We start from the raw sequence: 15,973 nt of genomic DNA, 5'->3' as shown, positions 1-15,973 counted from the left end.
AAGAACCGCCGTGACGGGAAGGCGATAAGCCTTTGGGTGGGCGCTCAGCCCACCCAGTTCATGAGCCAGTAGACGAGGGCGGCGATGGCCGCGGCGGCGGGTAGGGTTATCACCCAAGCGATGACGATATTGCCGGCAAGGCCCCAGCGCACGGCCGACAGGCGCCGCGAGGCGCCGACGCCGATGATGGCGCCGGTGATCGTGTGCGTGGTCGAAACCGGGATACCGAGCCAGGTGGCGGCAAACAAGGTGATCGCGCCGCCCGTCTCCGCGCAGAAGCCTTGCATCGGATTGAGCCGGGTGATCTTGGAGCCCATCGTGTGCACGATCCGCCAGCCGCCGAACAATGTGCCGAGCGCCATGGCGGACTGGCAGGACAGCACGACCCAGAGCGGGACGTGGAACTCCCCACCGCCATATCCTTGCGAATAGAGAAGGACAGCGATGATCCCCATCGTCTTCTGGGCGTCATTGCCGCCGTGGCCGAGGGAATAGAGGGAGGCCGAGACGAATTGCAGCACGCGAAAGGTGCTGTCGACGGCAAAGGGGGTCTGCCGGACGAAGATCCAGGTCACGCACAGGATGAGGAGAAGTGCGAGCACGAAGCCCAGCAGCGGCGACAGCACGATGGCACTGGCCGTCTTCAGGAGGCCGGACCATACGATCGCTCCCGTCCCGACCTTGGCGAGGCCTGCTCCGACAAGGCCGCCGACCAGCGCATGCGACGAGCTGGAGGGGATACCGAATATCCAGGTGACGATATTCCAGACGATGGCGCCCATCAGCGCGGCGAAGATCACCTGCGGCGTCACGATGCCGGGATCGATGATGCCGGTGCCGAGGGTCTCGGCCACATGCAGGCCGAAGAACAGGAAGGCGATGAAATTGAAGAAGGCCGCCCACATCACCGCATATTGCGGCCGCAGCACGCGGGTGGAGACGATCGTGGCGATCGAATTGGCGGCGTCGTGCAATCCGTTCAGAAAATCGAAGAACAGCGCGACGGCAATCAGGCCCGCCAGCAGCGGAAGGGCAAGCGTGGCCTCCATCAGACGTTCTCGATCACGATGCCGCTGATCTCGTTGGCGACGTCCTCGAAGCGGTCGACGACCTTCTCGAGCTCGCCATAGATCTCGCTGCCGATGATATAGGCCATGGGATTGCCGCCGCCGTGACGGCGGAAGAGATCCTTCAATCCCTGCTCGTGCAATTCGTCGGATCGGCCTTCGACCTTCACCACCTCTTCGGTCAGGGCGCTGAGGCGTTGCGCGTTGGCGCCCATGCGGTCGAGAAGCGGAACGGCCTCGGCCACCAGCTTGGCGGCCTGCACGATCGCTCCGCCCATCTGCTGCATCAGGGGATCGAAGCTGGTCTGTTCGAACAGCCGGATCGTCTTGACCGTCTTGTGCATCATGTCGATGGCGTCATCCATCGACATGATGAGATCCTTGATGTCGCCGCGGTCGAAGGGCGTGATGAAGCTGCGGCGGACGGCGAGCAGAACCTCGCGGGTAATCTCGTCGGCTTCGTTTTCGAGCGCGATGATGCGCTGGCAATGCCGCTCGGTGTCCTTGCCGGCCAGCAGCTCGTTCAGCGCCTCCGCCGCGCCGACGATGGTGCGGGAATGCCGCTCGAACAGATCAAAAAAGCGATCTTCCCGCGGCATCAATTTACGAAACCAGTTCACTCTCGGCGCTCCAAACATGCGTTGTCATAAATCCGTCATAAATGACGAAGCCTGACATGAAAAGCCGATGTGCCTGCGAAACGGCGCGCTCCGACCGCGTCGTCCCAAGGTTTGAACTGTTTACGCGGGTTCTATTCTGTTTCCTTCGGCATTGAAGAAATGCAGGGCATTGGCGGAGGCGGCAACGACAAGCTCGCTGTCGATCGCGATCTGCGATCGACCGGAAACGCGAAAGACGATGTCCTGGCCGTCTCGGAGGGCGCCGTAGACATAGCTTTCCGCGCCCACCAGCTCCACCGCCAGGACCCGGACCTTTGCGCTAAAGGCGTGGCCGTTTCCATCTTCGGCAAGATGAAGGTCCTCGGGCCGAATGCCGATGGTCGCGTCGCCGCTGACAAGGCCGGCACTTGGCGTAAGAGCGAGACCGCTTTTCTCCGTGATCTTCAGCAGGTTCATCGACGGCGAGCCGATGAAGGTCGCAACGAAGGTCGTGGCCGGACGTTCGTAGAGCTCGATGGGCGTGCCGACCTGTTCGATCCGCCCGCCGTTCAGCACCACCAGCCGATCGGCCAGCGTCATGGCCTCCATCTGGTCGTGCGTGACATAGACGCTGGTGGTCGCGAGAGCGCGCTGTAGCCGCTTGATTTCGACGCGCATCTGCACGCGCAGCTTGGCATCGAGGTTGGACAGCGGCTCGTCGAACAGGAAGGCTGCAGGCTCGCGCACGATGGCGCGGCCCATGGCAACACGCTGGCGCTGGCCGCCGGACAATTGGCGCGGCTTGCGCTCCAGGAATTGCTCGATCTCCAGCGAACGTGCCGTAGCGGCGATCCGCCGATCGATCTCGTCCTTCGGCATGTGGCGGTTCTTCAGACCATAGGCAAGGTTCTGACGTACCGTCATATGCGGATAGAGCGCATAGTTCTGGAAGACCATGGCAATGTCGCGGTCGGACGGTTCCAGGTCATTGACCACGCGGCCATTGATCGACACCGTGCCCGAGGTGATGCTTTCAAGACCGGCGATCATGCGCAGCAGCGTCGACTTGCCGCAACCGGAAGGCCCGACGAGCACGATCAGTTCGCCGTCGGCGATATCCAGCGATACGCTTCTGATCGCTTCAACACCGCCGCCATAGGTTTTGCGGACATCCTTGAGGGTGATCCCAGCCATTATTTCTCTGTCTCCACAAGACCTTTGACGAACCAGCGCTGCATCAGCACGACGACGAGGATGGGCGGGATGATCGCCAGGATCGCCGTCACCATCACGAAATTCCAGGGTGTCGCCGCGTCGGCGAAATCCACCATTTTCCTGAGCCCGATGATGATCGTCGACATCTTCGCGTCATTGGTGACGAGCAGCGGCCACAAATACTGCGTCCAGCCATAGATGAAGAGGATCACGAACAGGGCGGCGATATTGGTCTTCGACAGCGGTAGCAGGATATCGCGCATGAAGCGGAAGGGGCCGGCATTGTCGATGCGGGCCGCCTCCAGCAATTCACCCGGCACCGTCAGAAAGAACTGCCGGAACAGGAAGGTCGCCGTTGCCGAGGCCATCAGCGGCAGGGTGAGGCCCGCATAGGTGTCGATCATGCCGAGATCGACGATGACCTTGTAGGTCGGCAGGATGCGCACCTCCACCGGCAGCATCAGCGTCACGAAGATCATCCAGAAGAAGACCATCCGCAGCGGAAAGCGGAAGAAGACGATGGCGAAGGCCGAGAGAAAAGAGATGGCGATCTTGCCGGCGGCGATGACGACAGCGACCACGAGCGTGTTCCAGAGCATCCGCTCAAGGCTGACGCCGACCACGCGCTCGACGCCGCCGTTCAGTGCCTCGCCATAATTTTCGGCAAAATGGCCGCCGGGCAGCAGCGAGATCGGCGGCCGCAGAATCTCCGCCGACGTCATCGTCGAGGCGACGAAGGTATAATAGATCGGAAAGGCGACGATGATGACGCCGATGATCAGCATCAGATGGCCGATGAGATTGGCGATGGGACGTTTTTCGATCATCGGTTTGCCTCACGCATAGTGCACGCGCTTCTCGACGAAGCGGAATTGAAAGGCGGTGAGGGCGATGACGATCACCATGAGGATGACGGACTGCGCCGCCGAGGAGCCAAGATTGAGATTGACGAAACCGTCATTGTAAACCTTGTAGACGAGGGTCTCCGTCGCCTTTGCCGGCCCGCCGCCGGTGACGGCATGGATGATGCCGAAGGTGTCGAAGAAGGCGTAGACGGTGTTGACCACCAGCAGGAAGAAGGTCGTCGGCGCCAGCAGCGGAAAGACGATCGTCCAGAAGCGCCGGTTGCCGCGCGCGCCATCGATGGAGGCGGCTTCCAGCAGCGATTTGGGGATCGCCTGCAGGCCGGCAACGAAGAACAGGAAATTATAGCTGATCTGCTTCCAGGCGGCGGCGATGATGACCAGCACCATGGCCTGATCGCCGTTCAGCAGCGGGTCCCAGGCAAAGCCGTTGCGGCGCAGGATATAGGCGAAGGTGCCCATGGCCGGGTTGAACATGAAGAGCCAGAGCATGCCGGCGACCGCGGGCGCGACCGCATAGGGCCAGATCAGCAGTGTGCGATAGAGCGTCTGGCCGCGCACCACCTTGTCGGCGGCGGTGGCGAGCGCCAGCGCGACGATCATCGACAGCAACGCCGTCGCGACGCTGAAGATCACCGTCACCTGCAAGGAATGCAGATAGGTCTCGTCGGACAGGACGGCGCGGAAGTTCGCAAGCCCGACGAAGCCGCTCTTCAGTCCGAAGGGGTCTTCACGCTGCGTCGATTGATAAAGCGCCTGGCTCGCCGGCCAGAAAAAGAAGACGACCGTCAGGATGATCTGCGGAGCGACAAGGAGATAGGGAAGGATCTTGTTCGGAAAGACGACGCGCTGCACGGCGATCTCCTAGGACGGGGAAATTGCCCGCAGCCTCGATGGCTGCGGGCGGGACCGTATCATGCATCAATTGCCGAGGGCCTGCTGAATGGCGGCGTTGCCACGCTGGACAGCCTTGTCGAGCGCCGTCTTGGCATCTTCCTTGCCGGCCAGCATCGCCTCGAACTCCTCGTTCATGATGTCGCGCACCTGCGGCAGGTTGACGAGGCGCACGCCCTTGGAATTGGCCGTTGGAGCCTTGCCGAGCATTTGCAGGATCGGTGTTTCGCGGGCGGGGTTCTTTTCGTAGAAACCGGATTTCTTGGTTTCCTCATAGGCAGCCATCGTCACCGGCAGATAGCCGGACACCTGATGCAGGCGCGCCTGGATCTTGGTCTGCGACAGGAAGTGGAAGAATTCGGCGATGCCCTTGTATTCGGTATCGCTCTTGCCCCCGAAAACCCAAAGGCTGGCGCCGCCGGGAATGGTGTTCTGCGGCCGGCCCTCGCCCTCATAGTAGGGGAGCTGCCCGATGCCGTAATTCATGCCGCTCTTGACGATGTCGCCGAGGCCGCCGGACGATTCCGTCAGGATGCCGCATTCTCCCGAGGTGAAGAGCTGCTTGGCTTCGGAGGTACGGCCGCCGTAGCGGAAGGTGCCGTCCTTGGCGAGATCGGCGATCGCCTGGAAATGCTGGACGAAGAGCGGCGCGTTGAACGCCAGCTTGACGTCCGTGCCGCCGAGGCCGTTTTCGTTGGAGCCGTAGCTGACATTGTTCCAGGCGGCGAAGTTCTCAGTCTGAATCCAGGTGAGCCAGGTGGAGGTGAAGCCGCAGGCCGATGCGCCGCTCGATTTGATCTTCTTGGCGGCTTCGAAGACGGCAGGCCAGGTTTTCGGCGGATTTTCGGGGTCGAGTCCCGCCTTCTTGAAAGTATCCTTGTTGTAGTAGAGGATCGGCGAGGACGAGTTGTAGGGGAAGGACAGCATCGTGCCGTCCGGCTTGGAATAATAAGACACAATGCCCGACAGATAGAGCGATTTGTCGAACGTATAGCCGCCCTTCTTCAGGACGTCTGCCGCCGGCATGATCGCACCCTCGGCCCCCATCATCACGCCGCTGCCGGCATCGAAGACCTGCAGGATTGCCGGCGCCTGCTTGGCGCGGAATGCGGCGATGCCGGCATTCAGCGCTTCCGGATAGGTGCCCTTGAACACCGGAACGATCTTGTAATCCTTCTGGCTCTCGTTGAATTCCTTGGCCAGTTGCTCGACGACCTCATTGTTGGCGCCCGACATGGCGTGCCACCATTGCAGTTCGGTCAACGCAAAGGCGTTCGACGTCAGGGACAGCGAAGCGGCGATCGCCGCGGCTGAAGCGCAGATAAGACGTATGGACATGTTTCCTCCCTTTGTTATCGCGTCCGGCGCGGATTGCGCCAACTTGGATTTCCGGCCGGCTTCTCCTGGATCCAAACCGGAACATTTCATTATAAAACCGCTAGTTAAAACGATTCCGCCGTGGAATTAAACCCATCATAAGCCGGCTATCCGACGTAAATCGTCGATCGCGCCGGGTGCCGCGGCCAGAACGACCGATCCCTTCGTCAATTTTCCGTCCGCCGTCGGGAAGGGGTGATACCAGCCACCGGCCTCCTTCACGAGGCAATATCCGGCCAGGCAGTCCCAGGCATGCATGTACGGTTCGTAATAGCCCACCAGCCGTCCGGCGGCGACATAGGCGAGCATCAGCGCGCCGGAGCCGTTGCGGATGAAATTGCCGCCGGCCTCCAGCAGGTTCTCGACCATCTTCCCGACAAAGGCGGGCGTGACATGATTGTTGGCGCCAAGGCCCGTCACCGCGTTGCGGATATTGCGCGTGGCATTAAGCGCCAATGTCTTGCCGTTCAAGGTCGCGCCCTTGCCGAGCGCGGCCGCATAGAGCTCGTTGTGGCATGGTGCGGAGATCACGCCGACGACGGGAATATCGTCGTGCAGCAGTGCGATGGAGACGCACCAGTTCGGCATGCCGTTGACGAAGGGGCTGGTGCCGTCGATCGGATCGATGACCCATGTAAAGCCCGAGGACCCGGTTTCCAGGCCATATTCCTCGCCCAGGATGCCGTCGCCGGGATAGGCCTCGTGAAAGCGGCTGCGGATCAGGTTTTCGACATCCCGATCGGCGATCGATACGACATCTTGGAGATCCCGTTTGGTTTCGATCGTCAGCGTTTCCCGGCGGCTGAAATAATCGAGCGCCAGTGCCCCGGCCTCGCGCGCAACCTCCTGCGCTCGTGCGAAGCGCTCTTCCAGGCCGGCGACAACATTATTTGGCATGCGAATTCCTCTTTGAAGTGGCAGGCATTCAGCCGCCGATGATAGCGATGCCGCGATCCCTGAAGCCGATCGTTACCTCGGTGGATGGCTTGAACGGCGCTTCGACCGCTGAATCGACGACATAGAGCGTTCCATTGCGGGTCTTGACCTCGTATTCGACATGGTCGCCGAGATAGGCGGTGTGGGTAATCTGGCCGTTGAAGGCACTGTCCGATGCGCGGGGTGCCAGCGTGATGGCATTGGGGCGGACCGCCAGTTGGGCACGGCCGGCGCGAATGTTGCGACCGGGTACGCGATGTTCGAGCCCTTCGACATTGATGGTCGCGCTGCCGTTTTCGACGCTGACGATGTCGCACGGCACGACATTGGCCTCGCCCATGAAGTCGGCGATGAAGGCGGAGGCGGGCGTATCGTAAAGCTCGCGCGGCGTGCCCTGCTGGGCGATCCGGCCATCCTGCATGATGATGATGCGGTCGGAGACGGCCAGCGCCTCGTCCTGATCGTGCGTCACGTAAACCGCCGTAAAGCCCAGACGCTGTTGCAGTTCGCGGATCTCCGTGCGGACGCGGCGGCGCAGGCGGGCGTCGAGATTGGAAAGCGGTTCGTCGAGAAGCAGCACTTGCGGTTCCAGCACCAGTGCGCGGGCTACCGCGACGCGTTGCTGTTGTCCCCCGGAAAGCTCGGCGGGAAGGCGCTGTCCCATTCCGGCAAGCCCGACGAGTTTCAGCCCCTCTTCGGCCCGCTCGCGCGCTTCCTTTCGCCGGATGCCGGAGGATTCCAGCCCGTAGGCGACATTGTCCAGCGCTGTCATGTGCGGAAAGAGCGCATATGACTGGAAGACCATCGAAACGTCCCGCTCGTTGGCTGGCAGCATCGTCACGTCCTTGCCGCCGATCAGGATGCGGCCCGAGGATGGATGTTCCAGGCCGGCCAGCATGCGCAGCGTCGTCGTCTTGCCGCAGCCGGAAGGGCCAAGCAGCGTCACGAGCGTGCCGGGTTCGATGGTCAGCGACAGATCCGGTATCGCGGTGAAGGCTCCGAAACTCTTGCGCACGCCTTCGAAGACGACGGAGCCGGGGGAGGTCGTGATCATGCGGTTTTCTCCTGACGGATGGGAGCTGCAGGCGTGGCGACCGAGACGCGGTTTTCGCGTCGCAGACGCCGCTCGCCGACCAGAAGCTGGAAGCCGGCGATGACGGCGATCATCACCACGATGAGCGCGGAGGAGTAGGCGATCGCGATGCCGTATTCGCCGTTCTCAACCAGTCCGACGATGTAGGCGGTCGACATGTTGTATTGGGCGCTGACGAGGAAAATGACCGCGCTGATCGAGGTTATGGCGCGGACGAAGGAATAGACGAGTGCGGCGGTGATTGCCGGCCGCAGCAGCGGCAGGATCACCTTGCGGATCGTGCGCAGGCTGTTGGCGCGTAGTGTCAGCGACGCTTCGTCCAGGCTCTTGTCGAGCTGGCTCATGGCCGCGACGCCGCCACGCACGCCGACGGGCATATTGCGGAAGACGAAGCAGGCGACCAGGATCAGCGCCGTCCCGGTCATCTCGAGCGGCGGCAGATTGAACGCCATGATGTAGCTGATGCCGATGACCGTGCCGGGAATGGCGAAGCTCATCATCAGCGCGAATTCGAAAAGGTTGCGGCCGACGAATGTCTGGCGGACGATCAGATAGGCGGTGAGCAGGCCGACGGCGGCGGTGAGCGGGGCGGATATCAGGGCGATTTCCATCGTCGTCCAGAAGGAGTTCCAGGCGACGCCTGTCCAGGCGAGGCCGCCGTCATCGCGCCAGCCGATCGAGAATGCCTTGACGTAATGGGCAACGGTCAGGGTGTTATCCAGCCCCCAGCTTCGCACGAAGCCGCCGAAGAGGATCATCGCATAGACGATGACGGTGAAGATCATCCAGGGAACGACGATCGCGTGAACCGCGATGGAAAGGCCGCGAGGCAGGGCGATATGGGCGCCGGAATCGCCCTTGCCCGTAACCGTCGCGAAGCTCTTGCCGGCCAGCCAGAACCGCTGGGCGATGAAGGCGGACATGGTGAAGAGCAGAAGGATCATGGCGAGCACGGCCGCGCGCGAAGGGTCGTTCTGCGAGCCCACCACGGCAAAGAAGATCTCGGTCGACAAGACGCCGTGGCTGCCGCCGAGGACCATGGGGTTGCCGAAATCGGCCATGCTCTCGATGAAGCCGATGAGAAAGGCGTTTGCGATGCCGGGTTTCATCAGCGGCAGGGAGACGCGCCAGAAGGTGCGCCAGCGATCGGCCCTGAGCGTCTGCGAAGCTTCCTCCATCGACGGGCTGACACCCTCGACGACGCCGATCAGGACCAGGAAGGAGATCGGCGTGAAGGACAGGACCTGGGCGATCCAGATGCCGGTCAGGCCATAGAGCCAGCGGCCCGGCTCCGTCCCGAAGAGCGAGGCGGCCGTTTGCGTGACGATGCCGGCGCGGCCGAACAGCAGGGTTAGCGCCAGGCCGACGACGAAAGGTGGCGTGATGATGGGGAGGATGGTCAGGAGTCGCAGCCCCTTCTTGAACGGAAAACGCGTGCGTGTCGCCACCAGCGCAAAGCAGAGGCCAAGCAGGGTGGCGCCGCTTGCCGTCATGATGGCCAGCCAGAGCGTGCGCCAGGCGACGCCGCAGCGGTCGCCGCCGGCAAGGCAGCTCAGGCTCCATATCGAGGGGTCCTGGACATTGGCGATGAAGCCATCCGGATTGAATGAGCCGTCGAAGGCCTGGAACGCGCCGACGAACATGCTGCCGACCGGGTAGAAGACGAAGATGGCGACCAGGACGATCAGCATGGCGATCGCACCGACGACGAAGGCGTCGCCCTTCATGACGCCGCGCTCGGCCAACCCAAAGGAAAACAACAGGACGAAGACGATCCCCGTCAGGACGGCGCCGGCGCCCATTGACGGCTGCCCGCCCGCAAGCGTGCTGAACGAGGTCTCGCTGATCGTCCAGCTCCAGCCGGAAAAGGTGATCGCCAGGCCCTGCAGCGCCAGAAATACAACGCCGAGGCCTCCGGCCCAGGCGAGCAGTGCGCCTCGTTGCATCGGATTGGAAAGCAGGCGCGCGATGCCGCCGAGCAGTAGGGGCGCGGCGGCGATCGCGAGCCACCATCGGCCATGCTCGGCGATTTCGAGCAATCCGGGCGCTGTGGAGGGGTCGCCCGGAAAGCTGGAAAGCCAGCCAAAGCCGAAGAAGCCGCCTTCTATGCGATACCATGGGAGTAGTATCAGGGCGGCGAGGCCAAGAAGAAGCGCGATATCCAGCCGGCGATTGCTTTTGGTCATGGTCGGATTTCGCGTCCCGTTGGAGATCGGTTGGAAGTGATGCCGGGCGGATCGGCCTGGTGCCGGCCCGGCATCTGGTCGCAGCCGGGCATCAATTGGCCTTCGCGCCGATCTCCTTGTCCCAGCGGGCAAGAAGTGCCTTGCGAACCGTCGGGTCGCCATATTTCGCAAAATCGTAATCGATGAGCTTGATATCCTCGAACTTCGGCGCTTCCTTCGGAACCGCCGCCGACTTGTTCGACGGCAGCTGGTAGGACTTCGCATCCTTCATGTGAGACTGCACCTCGGCGCTCAGGGCCCAATCGTACCATTTCTCGGCGTTTTCGAGGTTCTTGGCGCCCTTGACGATCGACATGGAGCCGATTTCGTAGCCGGTGCCCTCGCACGGCGCGACGGCCTTGATCGGGAAGCCCTCGACGGTCTGGGCAACGGCATCGTGCATGAAGACGATGCCGATGGTGGACTCGCCGCGGGCGGCCGCCTTGACCGGAGCGGAACCGGATTTGGTATATTGCGAGACATTGGCGTTGAGCTTGGACAGGTAATCGAAAGCCTTGTCCTCGCCCATGATCTGCACCAGCGTCGCCAACGTGTTGTAGGATGTGCCGGAGGAGTTCGGATTGGCGATCTGGATTTCACCCTTGTAGGAGGGATCCAGCAGATCGGCCCAGCACTTTGGCTCCTTGAGCCCCTTCTTTTCCAGGATCGCCGTGTTGTAACCCCAACCGAGCGCGCCGGCATAGACGCCGACCGTCCGGTACTTGGCGCTTTCGGCCTGCTTTTTCGCCCAATCCTGAAGCTGGTCGAAGAGTGGCGATTTGTACTCCTGCGTCAGACCCTCGGCCGCAGCCTGCAGATGCGGGTCGCCGGTGCCCGCCCACCAGATATCCGTTTTCGGATTGCGCGCCTCGGCGCGAATCTTCGCATAGGTCTCGCCCGCCGAAAGCCGGACCATGTTGACCTTGATGTCGGATTGTTTCTCGAACAGTTCCTTCATCAGGTCGCAGACCGTCGGATCGGCCGAGCATATAACATTGAGCTCGCCCGCGGCATGGGCGGAATAGGCAATAAAAGATACGCCGGCGGCAAGCACGGCCGCGGCCAATTTAACCGATCGCATGATGTCCTCCTGGTCGTGATGGCGCCTCCACGCCATCCGCTTTTGCAAGCGTGTGCAAATGCTGCATGAGCCATATGCTCGTGTCAACAGGCTTGTCATAAAAGTTTTACAAAGGATGCATCGAGCAATATTGCACACGATTGCAAATCATGCACAATCAGCATCTTCAGCAGCATGGGGACAGCACTTGTCGGAAAAGGTTTTCGTCAGCGCCGAGGAGGTGGCCAGGAAGGCGGGCGTATCGCGTTCGGCCGTTTCCCGTGCCTTCACGCCGGGGGCGAGTGTTTCCGAGAAGACCAGGATCAAGGTGATGGAGGCGGCCGAGGAGCTCGGCTATCACGTCAATCACCTTGCGCGTGGCCTGATGCGCAATGAAAGCGGTATCGTCAGCCTGATCGTCTCCGACGTCGCCACGCCCTATCGGTCCGCATTGCTGCGGGAATTGACGCAGCAATTGCAGGCCGCCGGCAAGGTTGCCATGCTGATCAATACCGACCGTTCCGACGGCAGCGTCGATCTTGCGCTGCGCCAGGCCATAAGGTACCGGGCCGATGCCTCGATCATCCTTTCCGGCCTGCCCGACAAATCGATCGCGCAGCTCTGTCTGCGCAGCGGTCAACGGCTTGTTCTGATCAATCGCGACGACGATCAGCCGGGGCCGCTGCGCATCAATCTGGATGACCGCGAAGCGGCGGGCCGCGTTGTTACCGCCTTCCTTCGCGCAGGCTGTACCAGGCTTGCATTCGCCAATTCGCAAGCGGGAACGCCGAGCCTGATGGCGCGGGAGCAGGGCTTTGTCGCCGCGGCCAAGGCGCAGGGTCTGGATGTCATCGTCGAGCGGCATGGCTCGACCGGATACGAAGCCGGACAGATCGTCGCGCAGCGGATGTTGACCAGAAAGGAAAGGCCCGACGCCGTATTTTGCGCGACCGATCTTCTGGCATGCGGTTTCATGGATGCGGCGCGGCACCAGTTTTCGCTGTCGATTCCCGAACAGCTCTGCATCGCTGGCTTCGACGATATCGAGCAGGCCTCCTGGACCTCATATCATTTGACGACCTTTGCCCAGCCGGTCGTTACGATCGCGCGCGAGGCCGTGACCTGGCTTGTGGAAGGATGGGAGGATGCGCCCGATGGTCATGCGTTGACATTGCATGCCGATCTGGTTTGGCGCGGTTCTGTCCGGGGAGGGTGAGTTTTGTCAAAACCTGAATTGACATCGATCGATCCCTTCATGGCCGCAGGTGCGGCATCTCCAGCCTATAGACGATCTGCCATGGGAACCGATGTCTAGAAAGAAGACCAAGACCTATCTGGCGCAGTTGGCGGGTGAAGCGGACAAGCTTTTTCACGGACGAACGATCGAGCAATATGCTGCGCTCTGCTATCGCAGACGGCCGCCCGGCGACGAGATCGAAATCCTGCTGATCACCTCGCGGGAAAGCGGCCGCTGGGTCATTCCCAAGGGATGGCCGATGGACAAGAAGCTGCCGCATCAGGTCGCCGAGCGCGAGGCCTGGGAGGAGGCGGGCGTCAAGGGCAAGGCAAAGAAGAAGCCGTTCGGCTATTACACCTATCTCAAGTCGCTCGACACAGGCGAACGGGTTCCATCGCTCGTCCAGGTTCATCTTCTCGAGGTTTCGGCGCTTGAAACGGAATTTCCCGAGCGCGGCCAGCGCGTGCTCACCTGGCAGGCGCCCCATGAGGCGGCGACGCGCGTCTGGGAGCCGGAACTCAAGGGTCTGTTGAGCATGGTGGCGACCAAGCTGCGCAAATCCCCCGCCGCCAAGAAGAAGCTCTCGCGTTTTCCATAGAAAGAGCCGCGATTTTTGACGTCATGCCGGGCTGGCGGACTCGCGAGATCGGCTACGGAACGGGCGGCGCCAGAGTTCGGCAAGGATAACGCCGCTCATGGTCATGACGCCGCCAAGCACCAGACTGGCCGTGAGCTGCTCGGAGAGCAGCGGGATTGCCAGGATCGCGGTCGCGACCGGCACGAAGTTGAAGAACAGCGAGGCCCGGGCAGGCCCGATGTGATGGATGCCGCGCATCCATAGGAGAGGGGCGACGATGGAGGCGGCGATACCGGCATAGGCAATCAGCGGCAGACTGGCGATGGCGATGCCCTGCCGCGGCGAGAGCACATAGATCGGCAGCAGCACGAGGGCGGCCGCGCATGCCTGAAGATAAAGAGACTGCAGCAAGGGGACGCCGATCGGCCAGCGCTTCAGCAGAACGGTGTAGAGCGCATAGCAGATCGTTGCGGCGAGCATGATCGCATCGCCGATGTTCGGGCCCTGCGTGAGGAGGATCGCGATGTGCCCCTGCGAGGCGACCAGCGCAACGCCGAACAGGGAGACGATCCCGCCCGCCACCGCGCCATAGGTCATCCGATGGCCAAGCAGGATGATGGCGAGAACGAGAGACAGCAGCGGCATCAGCGACTGAATGACCCCGAGATGCATGGCCGAGGTATAGCGGGCGGCGATATAGGAGAGATAGGGCAGACCCGCACCACCGAGGAGCCCGAGGATCAGCAGACGCCAGCCATGTGCGACGAGCAGCGCGCGGTTCATCCAGATCGGGCGAATGACGAACGGCGTCAGGACGGCGATTGCGACGACCCAGCGGTAGAAGGCGATTTCCGACGCGGAGATGACGCCGGCCGAGGCCTTCGTCACGATGGCGTTGCCGCCCCAGATCAATGCCGTGATGAGAAGAAGACTGTAGCTCATCCGCTTTACCCGATTGGTCCGGGCCAGCGTAGAGCGCGTCGTCTTTTCAGTATATACTTTATTTACGACAAAGGATAATGCGAGGCTGACACATGCCCACCATCGCCGTGCCGCCGCCTTTGCGGGACCTGCCGTCAGATGTCTATTTCCGCGCTGAGGATTTTGGGCCTGATACCTATATGGCGCCGCATGCGCATGTCTTCGGGCAATTGAGCTTCGTCTCCTACGGTTCGATGCATATCGATGTTGAAGGAAAGCGCTTTCTGTCGCCGCCGCATTATGCCGTCTGGATTCCGCCTCGCTGGCAACATAGCGCCTATAACGAGGCGGCCACGGCCTACCGCTCGGTCTATGTGTCGGCTACGTGTTCTCAAAGGATCTCCGACCGGCCTTGCGCGCTGGAGCTGAGCCCGATCATGCGCGCGATCCTCGTCGATTTCGCCGAACGCGACATTCATGTGCCGGAGAGCGATCGCGATCGGCGGCTCGCCGCGGTTCTGCTCGACCAGATCGAGATCGCGCAGCCGCATGATGCTTACCTGCCTCACGCCGCTTCGCCTGAGATCCAGTCGGTTCTCGATGCGCTGCAAGCCGAGCCCGCGAGCGACCTGCTGCTGGCGGCGTGGGCCGGACGTTTCCACATGACGGTGCGCACGCTGGAGCGGCGCTGTCAGCGCGAACTCGGCATGTCGCTGGGGGAATGGCGGCAGCGGATGCGCTTCCTGCGTGCCGTCGAATGGCTTGACAAGGGCCGGACCATCCAGGCCATCGCCTTCGATCTCGGCTACAGCACGCCGTCGGCCTTCATCGCCATGTTCAAACGCTTGTCCGGCAAGACCCCGGAGCAATATCGGATCGGGCGCTAGGCAAAGTTTCCCTTATATCTCGCATAATTTCAAAAAACTTCACTTATGATTGGTGGTTCTCCATGATGCGACGTTGAAGGCAACAGCTTGTTGAAGAGAGTGTGCGATGAAAAGCGAGCAGAGCGTGGAAGAGCAAGACATATCCGTTGAGCGGGATCGGCTCGTCATTCGCGATGCAAGCGATGCGGATATGGGGGCTATCCGCGATATCTATGCTCATCATGTTCTCCACGGATTGGCGACATTCGAGGAGGTGCCGCCGTCGGTCGATGAACTTCGTTCGCGTCGGGCAGCTGTTCTCGCCATGAGGCTGCCCTATCTGGTTGCCGAATTGAATGGCGACATCGTCGGCTACTGCTATGCGACCGCCTATCGGCCCCGCCCGGCCTATCGTTTCTCGATCGAGGATTCGGTCTACGTCGCGGATGGGTTGGGTGGTCGGGGCGTCGGCACCGCGCTTTTACAGGAGCTCATTGTCCGCTGCGAGAGGGGACCCTGGCGGCAGATGCTGGCCGTCATCGGCAATAGCGGCAATGCCGGCTCACTCGCCCTGCACCGGCGCATGGGATTTCAGCCCATCGGAACGTTCAAATCCGCTGGTTTCAAGCTTGGCCAGTGGGTCGATACGGTGTTGATGCAGCGGGCTTTGGGGGAGGGTGACGGAACGGTGCCGGAGACCGTTCCGCCGTTCGATAAAAACTGATGGTTGCAGACTACTCTTCCTTAACTAGGTCACTTCACCTGATGTTGGGGTTTTCATGGGATAACCGCTTCAAAGAAGAGGGCGCCATGAAAGAGTTTCCGGTTTCATCGAAAATCATTAAATCCGTCGCTTTCCACCCGGAGGACGGACGTCTTTATATTCGCTTCAAGAACGGCGAGGAGCGCCTGTTTACCGGGGTTCCGGAAAAGGCAGCTCTTGCCATGGTCAAGGCCGCTTCGCCCGGCCAGCATTACATCGAGCATATCCGCACCCGCTTCGAACGCGTTGCCTAAACGCTTGACGATGCCGGGCGCTGGAC

General features: G+C 61.6%; 16 protein-coding genes. 5 read left to right on the top strand and 11 right to left on the bottom strand.

Translation table 11 applies throughout. The annotated features are described in order from the left end of the window. Positions 1–44: 44 nt before the first annotated feature. From FHX11_RS13220 to FHX11_RS13175, 10 genes are all read right to left on the bottom strand, one after another. Positions 45–1,049: an inorganic phosphate transporter gene (locus tag FHX11_RS13220; RefSeq protein WP_184358082.1), complete on the bottom strand. Its 1,005-nt coding sequence runs from the start codon at positions 1,047–1,049 to the stop codon at positions 45–47. Next, complete coding sequence (locus FHX11_RS13215; protein WP_184358081.1) at positions 1,049–1,705, bottom strand: DUF47 family protein; 657 nt, start codon at positions 1,703–1,705, stop codon at positions 1,049–1,051. Before FHX11_RS13215 ends, FHX11_RS13220 begins: the two co-directional genes overlap by 1 nt. 102 nt (positions 1,706–1,807) lie before the next feature. Further along, on the bottom strand, positions 1,808–2,860 hold the full coding sequence (locus FHX11_RS13210; RefSeq protein ID WP_184358080.1) for a sn-glycerol-3-phosphate import ATP-binding protein UgpC: 1,053 nt from the start codon (positions 2,858–2,860) through the stop codon (positions 1,808–1,810). After that, complete coding sequence (gene ugpE, locus FHX11_RS13205; RefSeq protein WP_184358079.1) at positions 2,860–3,708, bottom strand: sn-glycerol-3-phosphate ABC transporter permease UgpE; 849 nt, start codon at positions 3,706–3,708, stop codon at positions 2,860–2,862. Before ugpE ends, FHX11_RS13210 begins: the two co-directional genes overlap by 1 nt. A gap of 9 nt (positions 3,709–3,717) precedes the next feature. Further along, positions 3,718–4,599, bottom strand: a complete 882-nt coding sequence (gene ugpA / locus FHX11_RS13200; protein WP_184358078.1) for a sn-glycerol-3-phosphate ABC transporter permease UgpA — start codon at positions 4,597–4,599, stop codon at positions 3,718–3,720. Positions 4,600–4,665: 66 nt separating this feature from the next. Next, the gene (gene ugpB / locus FHX11_RS13195) at positions 4,666–5,976 is read right to left on the bottom strand and encodes a sn-glycerol-3-phosphate ABC transporter substrate-binding protein UgpB (protein WP_184358077.1); all 1,311 of its coding nucleotides are present in this window, start codon (positions 5,974–5,976) and stop codon (positions 4,666–4,668) included. 135 nt (positions 5,977–6,111) lie between these two features. Further along, the gene (locus FHX11_RS13190) at positions 6,112–6,912 is read right to left on the bottom strand and encodes an inositol monophosphatase family protein (RefSeq protein WP_184358076.1); all 801 of its coding nucleotides are present in this window, start codon (positions 6,910–6,912) and stop codon (positions 6,112–6,114) included. 28 nt (positions 6,913–6,940) lie between these two features. Further along, a complete protein-coding gene (locus tag FHX11_RS13185) occupies positions 6,941–8,005 on the bottom strand; it encodes an ABC transporter ATP-binding protein (protein ID WP_184358075.1) in 1,065 nt (354 codons plus the stop codon). Then, on the bottom strand, positions 8,002–10,230 hold the full coding sequence (locus FHX11_RS13180; RefSeq protein ID WP_184358074.1) for an iron ABC transporter permease: 2,229 nt from the start codon (positions 10,228–10,230) through the stop codon (positions 8,002–8,004). Before FHX11_RS13180 ends, FHX11_RS13185 begins: the two co-directional genes overlap by 4 nt. 91 nt (positions 10,231–10,321) lie before the next feature. Then, the gene (locus FHX11_RS13175) at positions 10,322–11,350 is read right to left on the bottom strand and encodes an ABC transporter substrate-binding protein (RefSeq protein WP_184358073.1); all 1,029 of its coding nucleotides are present in this window, start codon (positions 11,348–11,350) and stop codon (positions 10,322–10,324) included. Between the two features lie 187 nt (positions 11,351–11,537). Here FHX11_RS13175 and FHX11_RS13170 point away from each other — a divergent pair, with 187 nt between their 5' ends. Together FHX11_RS13170 and FHX11_RS13165 are read left to right on the top strand one after the other, a co-directional pair. Then, positions 11,538–12,545 (top strand): LacI family DNA-binding transcriptional regulator, encoded by a 1,008-nt coding sequence (locus tag FHX11_RS13170; protein ID WP_184358072.1) that lies wholly within the window; start codon positions 11,538–11,540, stop codon positions 12,543–12,545. Positions 12,546–12,636: 91 nt separating this feature from the next. Then, complete coding sequence (locus FHX11_RS13165; RefSeq protein ID WP_184358071.1) at positions 12,637–13,164, top strand: NUDIX hydrolase; 528 nt, start codon at positions 12,637–12,639, stop codon at positions 13,162–13,164. Positions 13,165–13,185: 21 nt separating this feature from the next. On the opposite strand, the gene FHX11_RS13160 is transcribed toward FHX11_RS13165, so the two are convergent. Next, positions 13,186–14,085: a DMT family transporter gene (locus tag FHX11_RS13160; protein WP_184358070.1), complete on the bottom strand. Its 900-nt coding sequence runs from the start codon at positions 14,083–14,085 to the stop codon at positions 13,186–13,188. Between the two features lie 92 nt (positions 14,086–14,177). Between FHX11_RS13160 and FHX11_RS13155 the strand changes: the two genes are divergently transcribed. The 3 genes from FHX11_RS13155 to FHX11_RS13145 all read left to right on the top strand — a co-directional run bounded on the left by FHX11_RS13155 (position 14,178) and on the right by FHX11_RS13145 (position 15,947). Next, a complete protein-coding gene (locus FHX11_RS13155; RefSeq protein WP_184358069.1) occupies positions 14,178–14,951 on the top strand; it encodes a helix-turn-helix transcriptional regulator in 774 nt (257 codons plus the stop codon). 106 nt (positions 14,952–15,057) lie between these two features. After that, positions 15,058–15,654 (top strand): GNAT family N-acetyltransferase, encoded by a 597-nt coding sequence (locus FHX11_RS13150; RefSeq protein ID WP_184358068.1) that lies wholly within the window; start codon positions 15,058–15,060, stop codon positions 15,652–15,654. Positions 15,655–15,740: 86 nt separating this feature from the next. After that, positions 15,741–15,947, top strand: a complete 207-nt coding sequence (locus tag FHX11_RS13145) for a KTSC domain-containing protein (protein ID WP_184358209.1) — start codon at positions 15,741–15,743, stop codon at positions 15,945–15,947. Positions 15,948–15,973: the final 26 nt, after the last annotated feature.

This window comes from Rhizobium sp. BK602 (genome assembly GCF_014195095.1).
Classification (GTDB): Bacteria; Pseudomonadota; Alphaproteobacteria; order Rhizobiales; family Rhizobiaceae; genus Rhizobium.
This window is presented reverse-complemented; position numbering and strand designations above follow the sequence as displayed.

Excerpts from the sequence above, each read along its gene's own strand:
- FHX11_RS13175 (WP_184358073.1), bottom strand. The coding sequence starts at position 11,350 with ATGCGATCGGTTAAATTGGCCGCGGCCGTGCTTGCCGCCGGCGTATCT.
- FHX11_RS13180 (WP_184358074.1), bottom strand. The coding sequence starts at position 10,230 with ATGACCAAAAGCAATCGCCGGCTGGATATCGCGCTTCTTCTTGGCCTC.
- FHX11_RS13155 (WP_184358069.1), top strand. The coding sequence starts at position 14,178 with ATGCCCACCATCGCCGTGCCGCCGCCTTTGCGGGACCTGCCGTCAGAT.
- FHX11_RS13210 (WP_184358080.1), bottom strand. The coding sequence starts at position 2,860 with ATGGCTGGGATCACCCTCAAGGATGTCCGCAAAACCTATGGCGGCGGT.
- FHX11_RS13145 (WP_184358209.1), top strand. The coding sequence starts at position 15,741 with ATGAAAGAGTTTCCGGTTTCATCGAAAATCATTAAATCCGTCGCTTTC.
- ugpE (WP_184358079.1), bottom strand. The coding sequence starts at position 3,708 with ATGATCGAAAAACGTCCCATCGCCAATCTCATCGGCCATCTGATGCTG.
- FHX11_RS13185 (WP_184358075.1), bottom strand. The coding sequence starts at position 8,005 with ATGATCACGACCTCCCCCGGCTCCGTCGTCTTCGAAGGCGTGCGCAAG.
- FHX11_RS13190 (WP_184358076.1), bottom strand. The coding sequence starts at position 6,912 with ATGCCAAATAATGTTGTCGCCGGCCTGGAAGAGCGCTTCGCACGAGCG.
- FHX11_RS13165 (WP_184358071.1), top strand. The coding sequence starts at position 12,637 with ATGTCTAGAAAGAAGACCAAGACCTATCTGGCGCAGTTGGCGGGTGAA.
- FHX11_RS13160 (WP_184358070.1), bottom strand. The coding sequence starts at position 14,085 with ATGAGCTACAGTCTTCTTCTCATCACGGCATTGATCTGGGGCGGCAAC.
- FHX11_RS13220 (WP_184358082.1), bottom strand. The coding sequence starts at position 1,049 with ATGGAGGCCACGCTTGCCCTTCCGCTGCTGGCGGGCCTGATTGCCGTC.
- FHX11_RS13150 (WP_184358068.1), top strand. The coding sequence starts at position 15,058 with ATGAAAAGCGAGCAGAGCGTGGAAGAGCAAGACATATCCGTTGAGCGG.
- ugpB (WP_184358077.1), bottom strand. The coding sequence starts at position 5,976 with ATGTCCATACGTCTTATCTGCGCTTCAGCCGCGGCGATCGCCGCTTCG.
- FHX11_RS13215 (WP_184358081.1), bottom strand. The coding sequence starts at position 1,705 with ATGTTTGGAGCGCCGAGAGTGAACTGGTTTCGTAAATTGATGCCGCGG.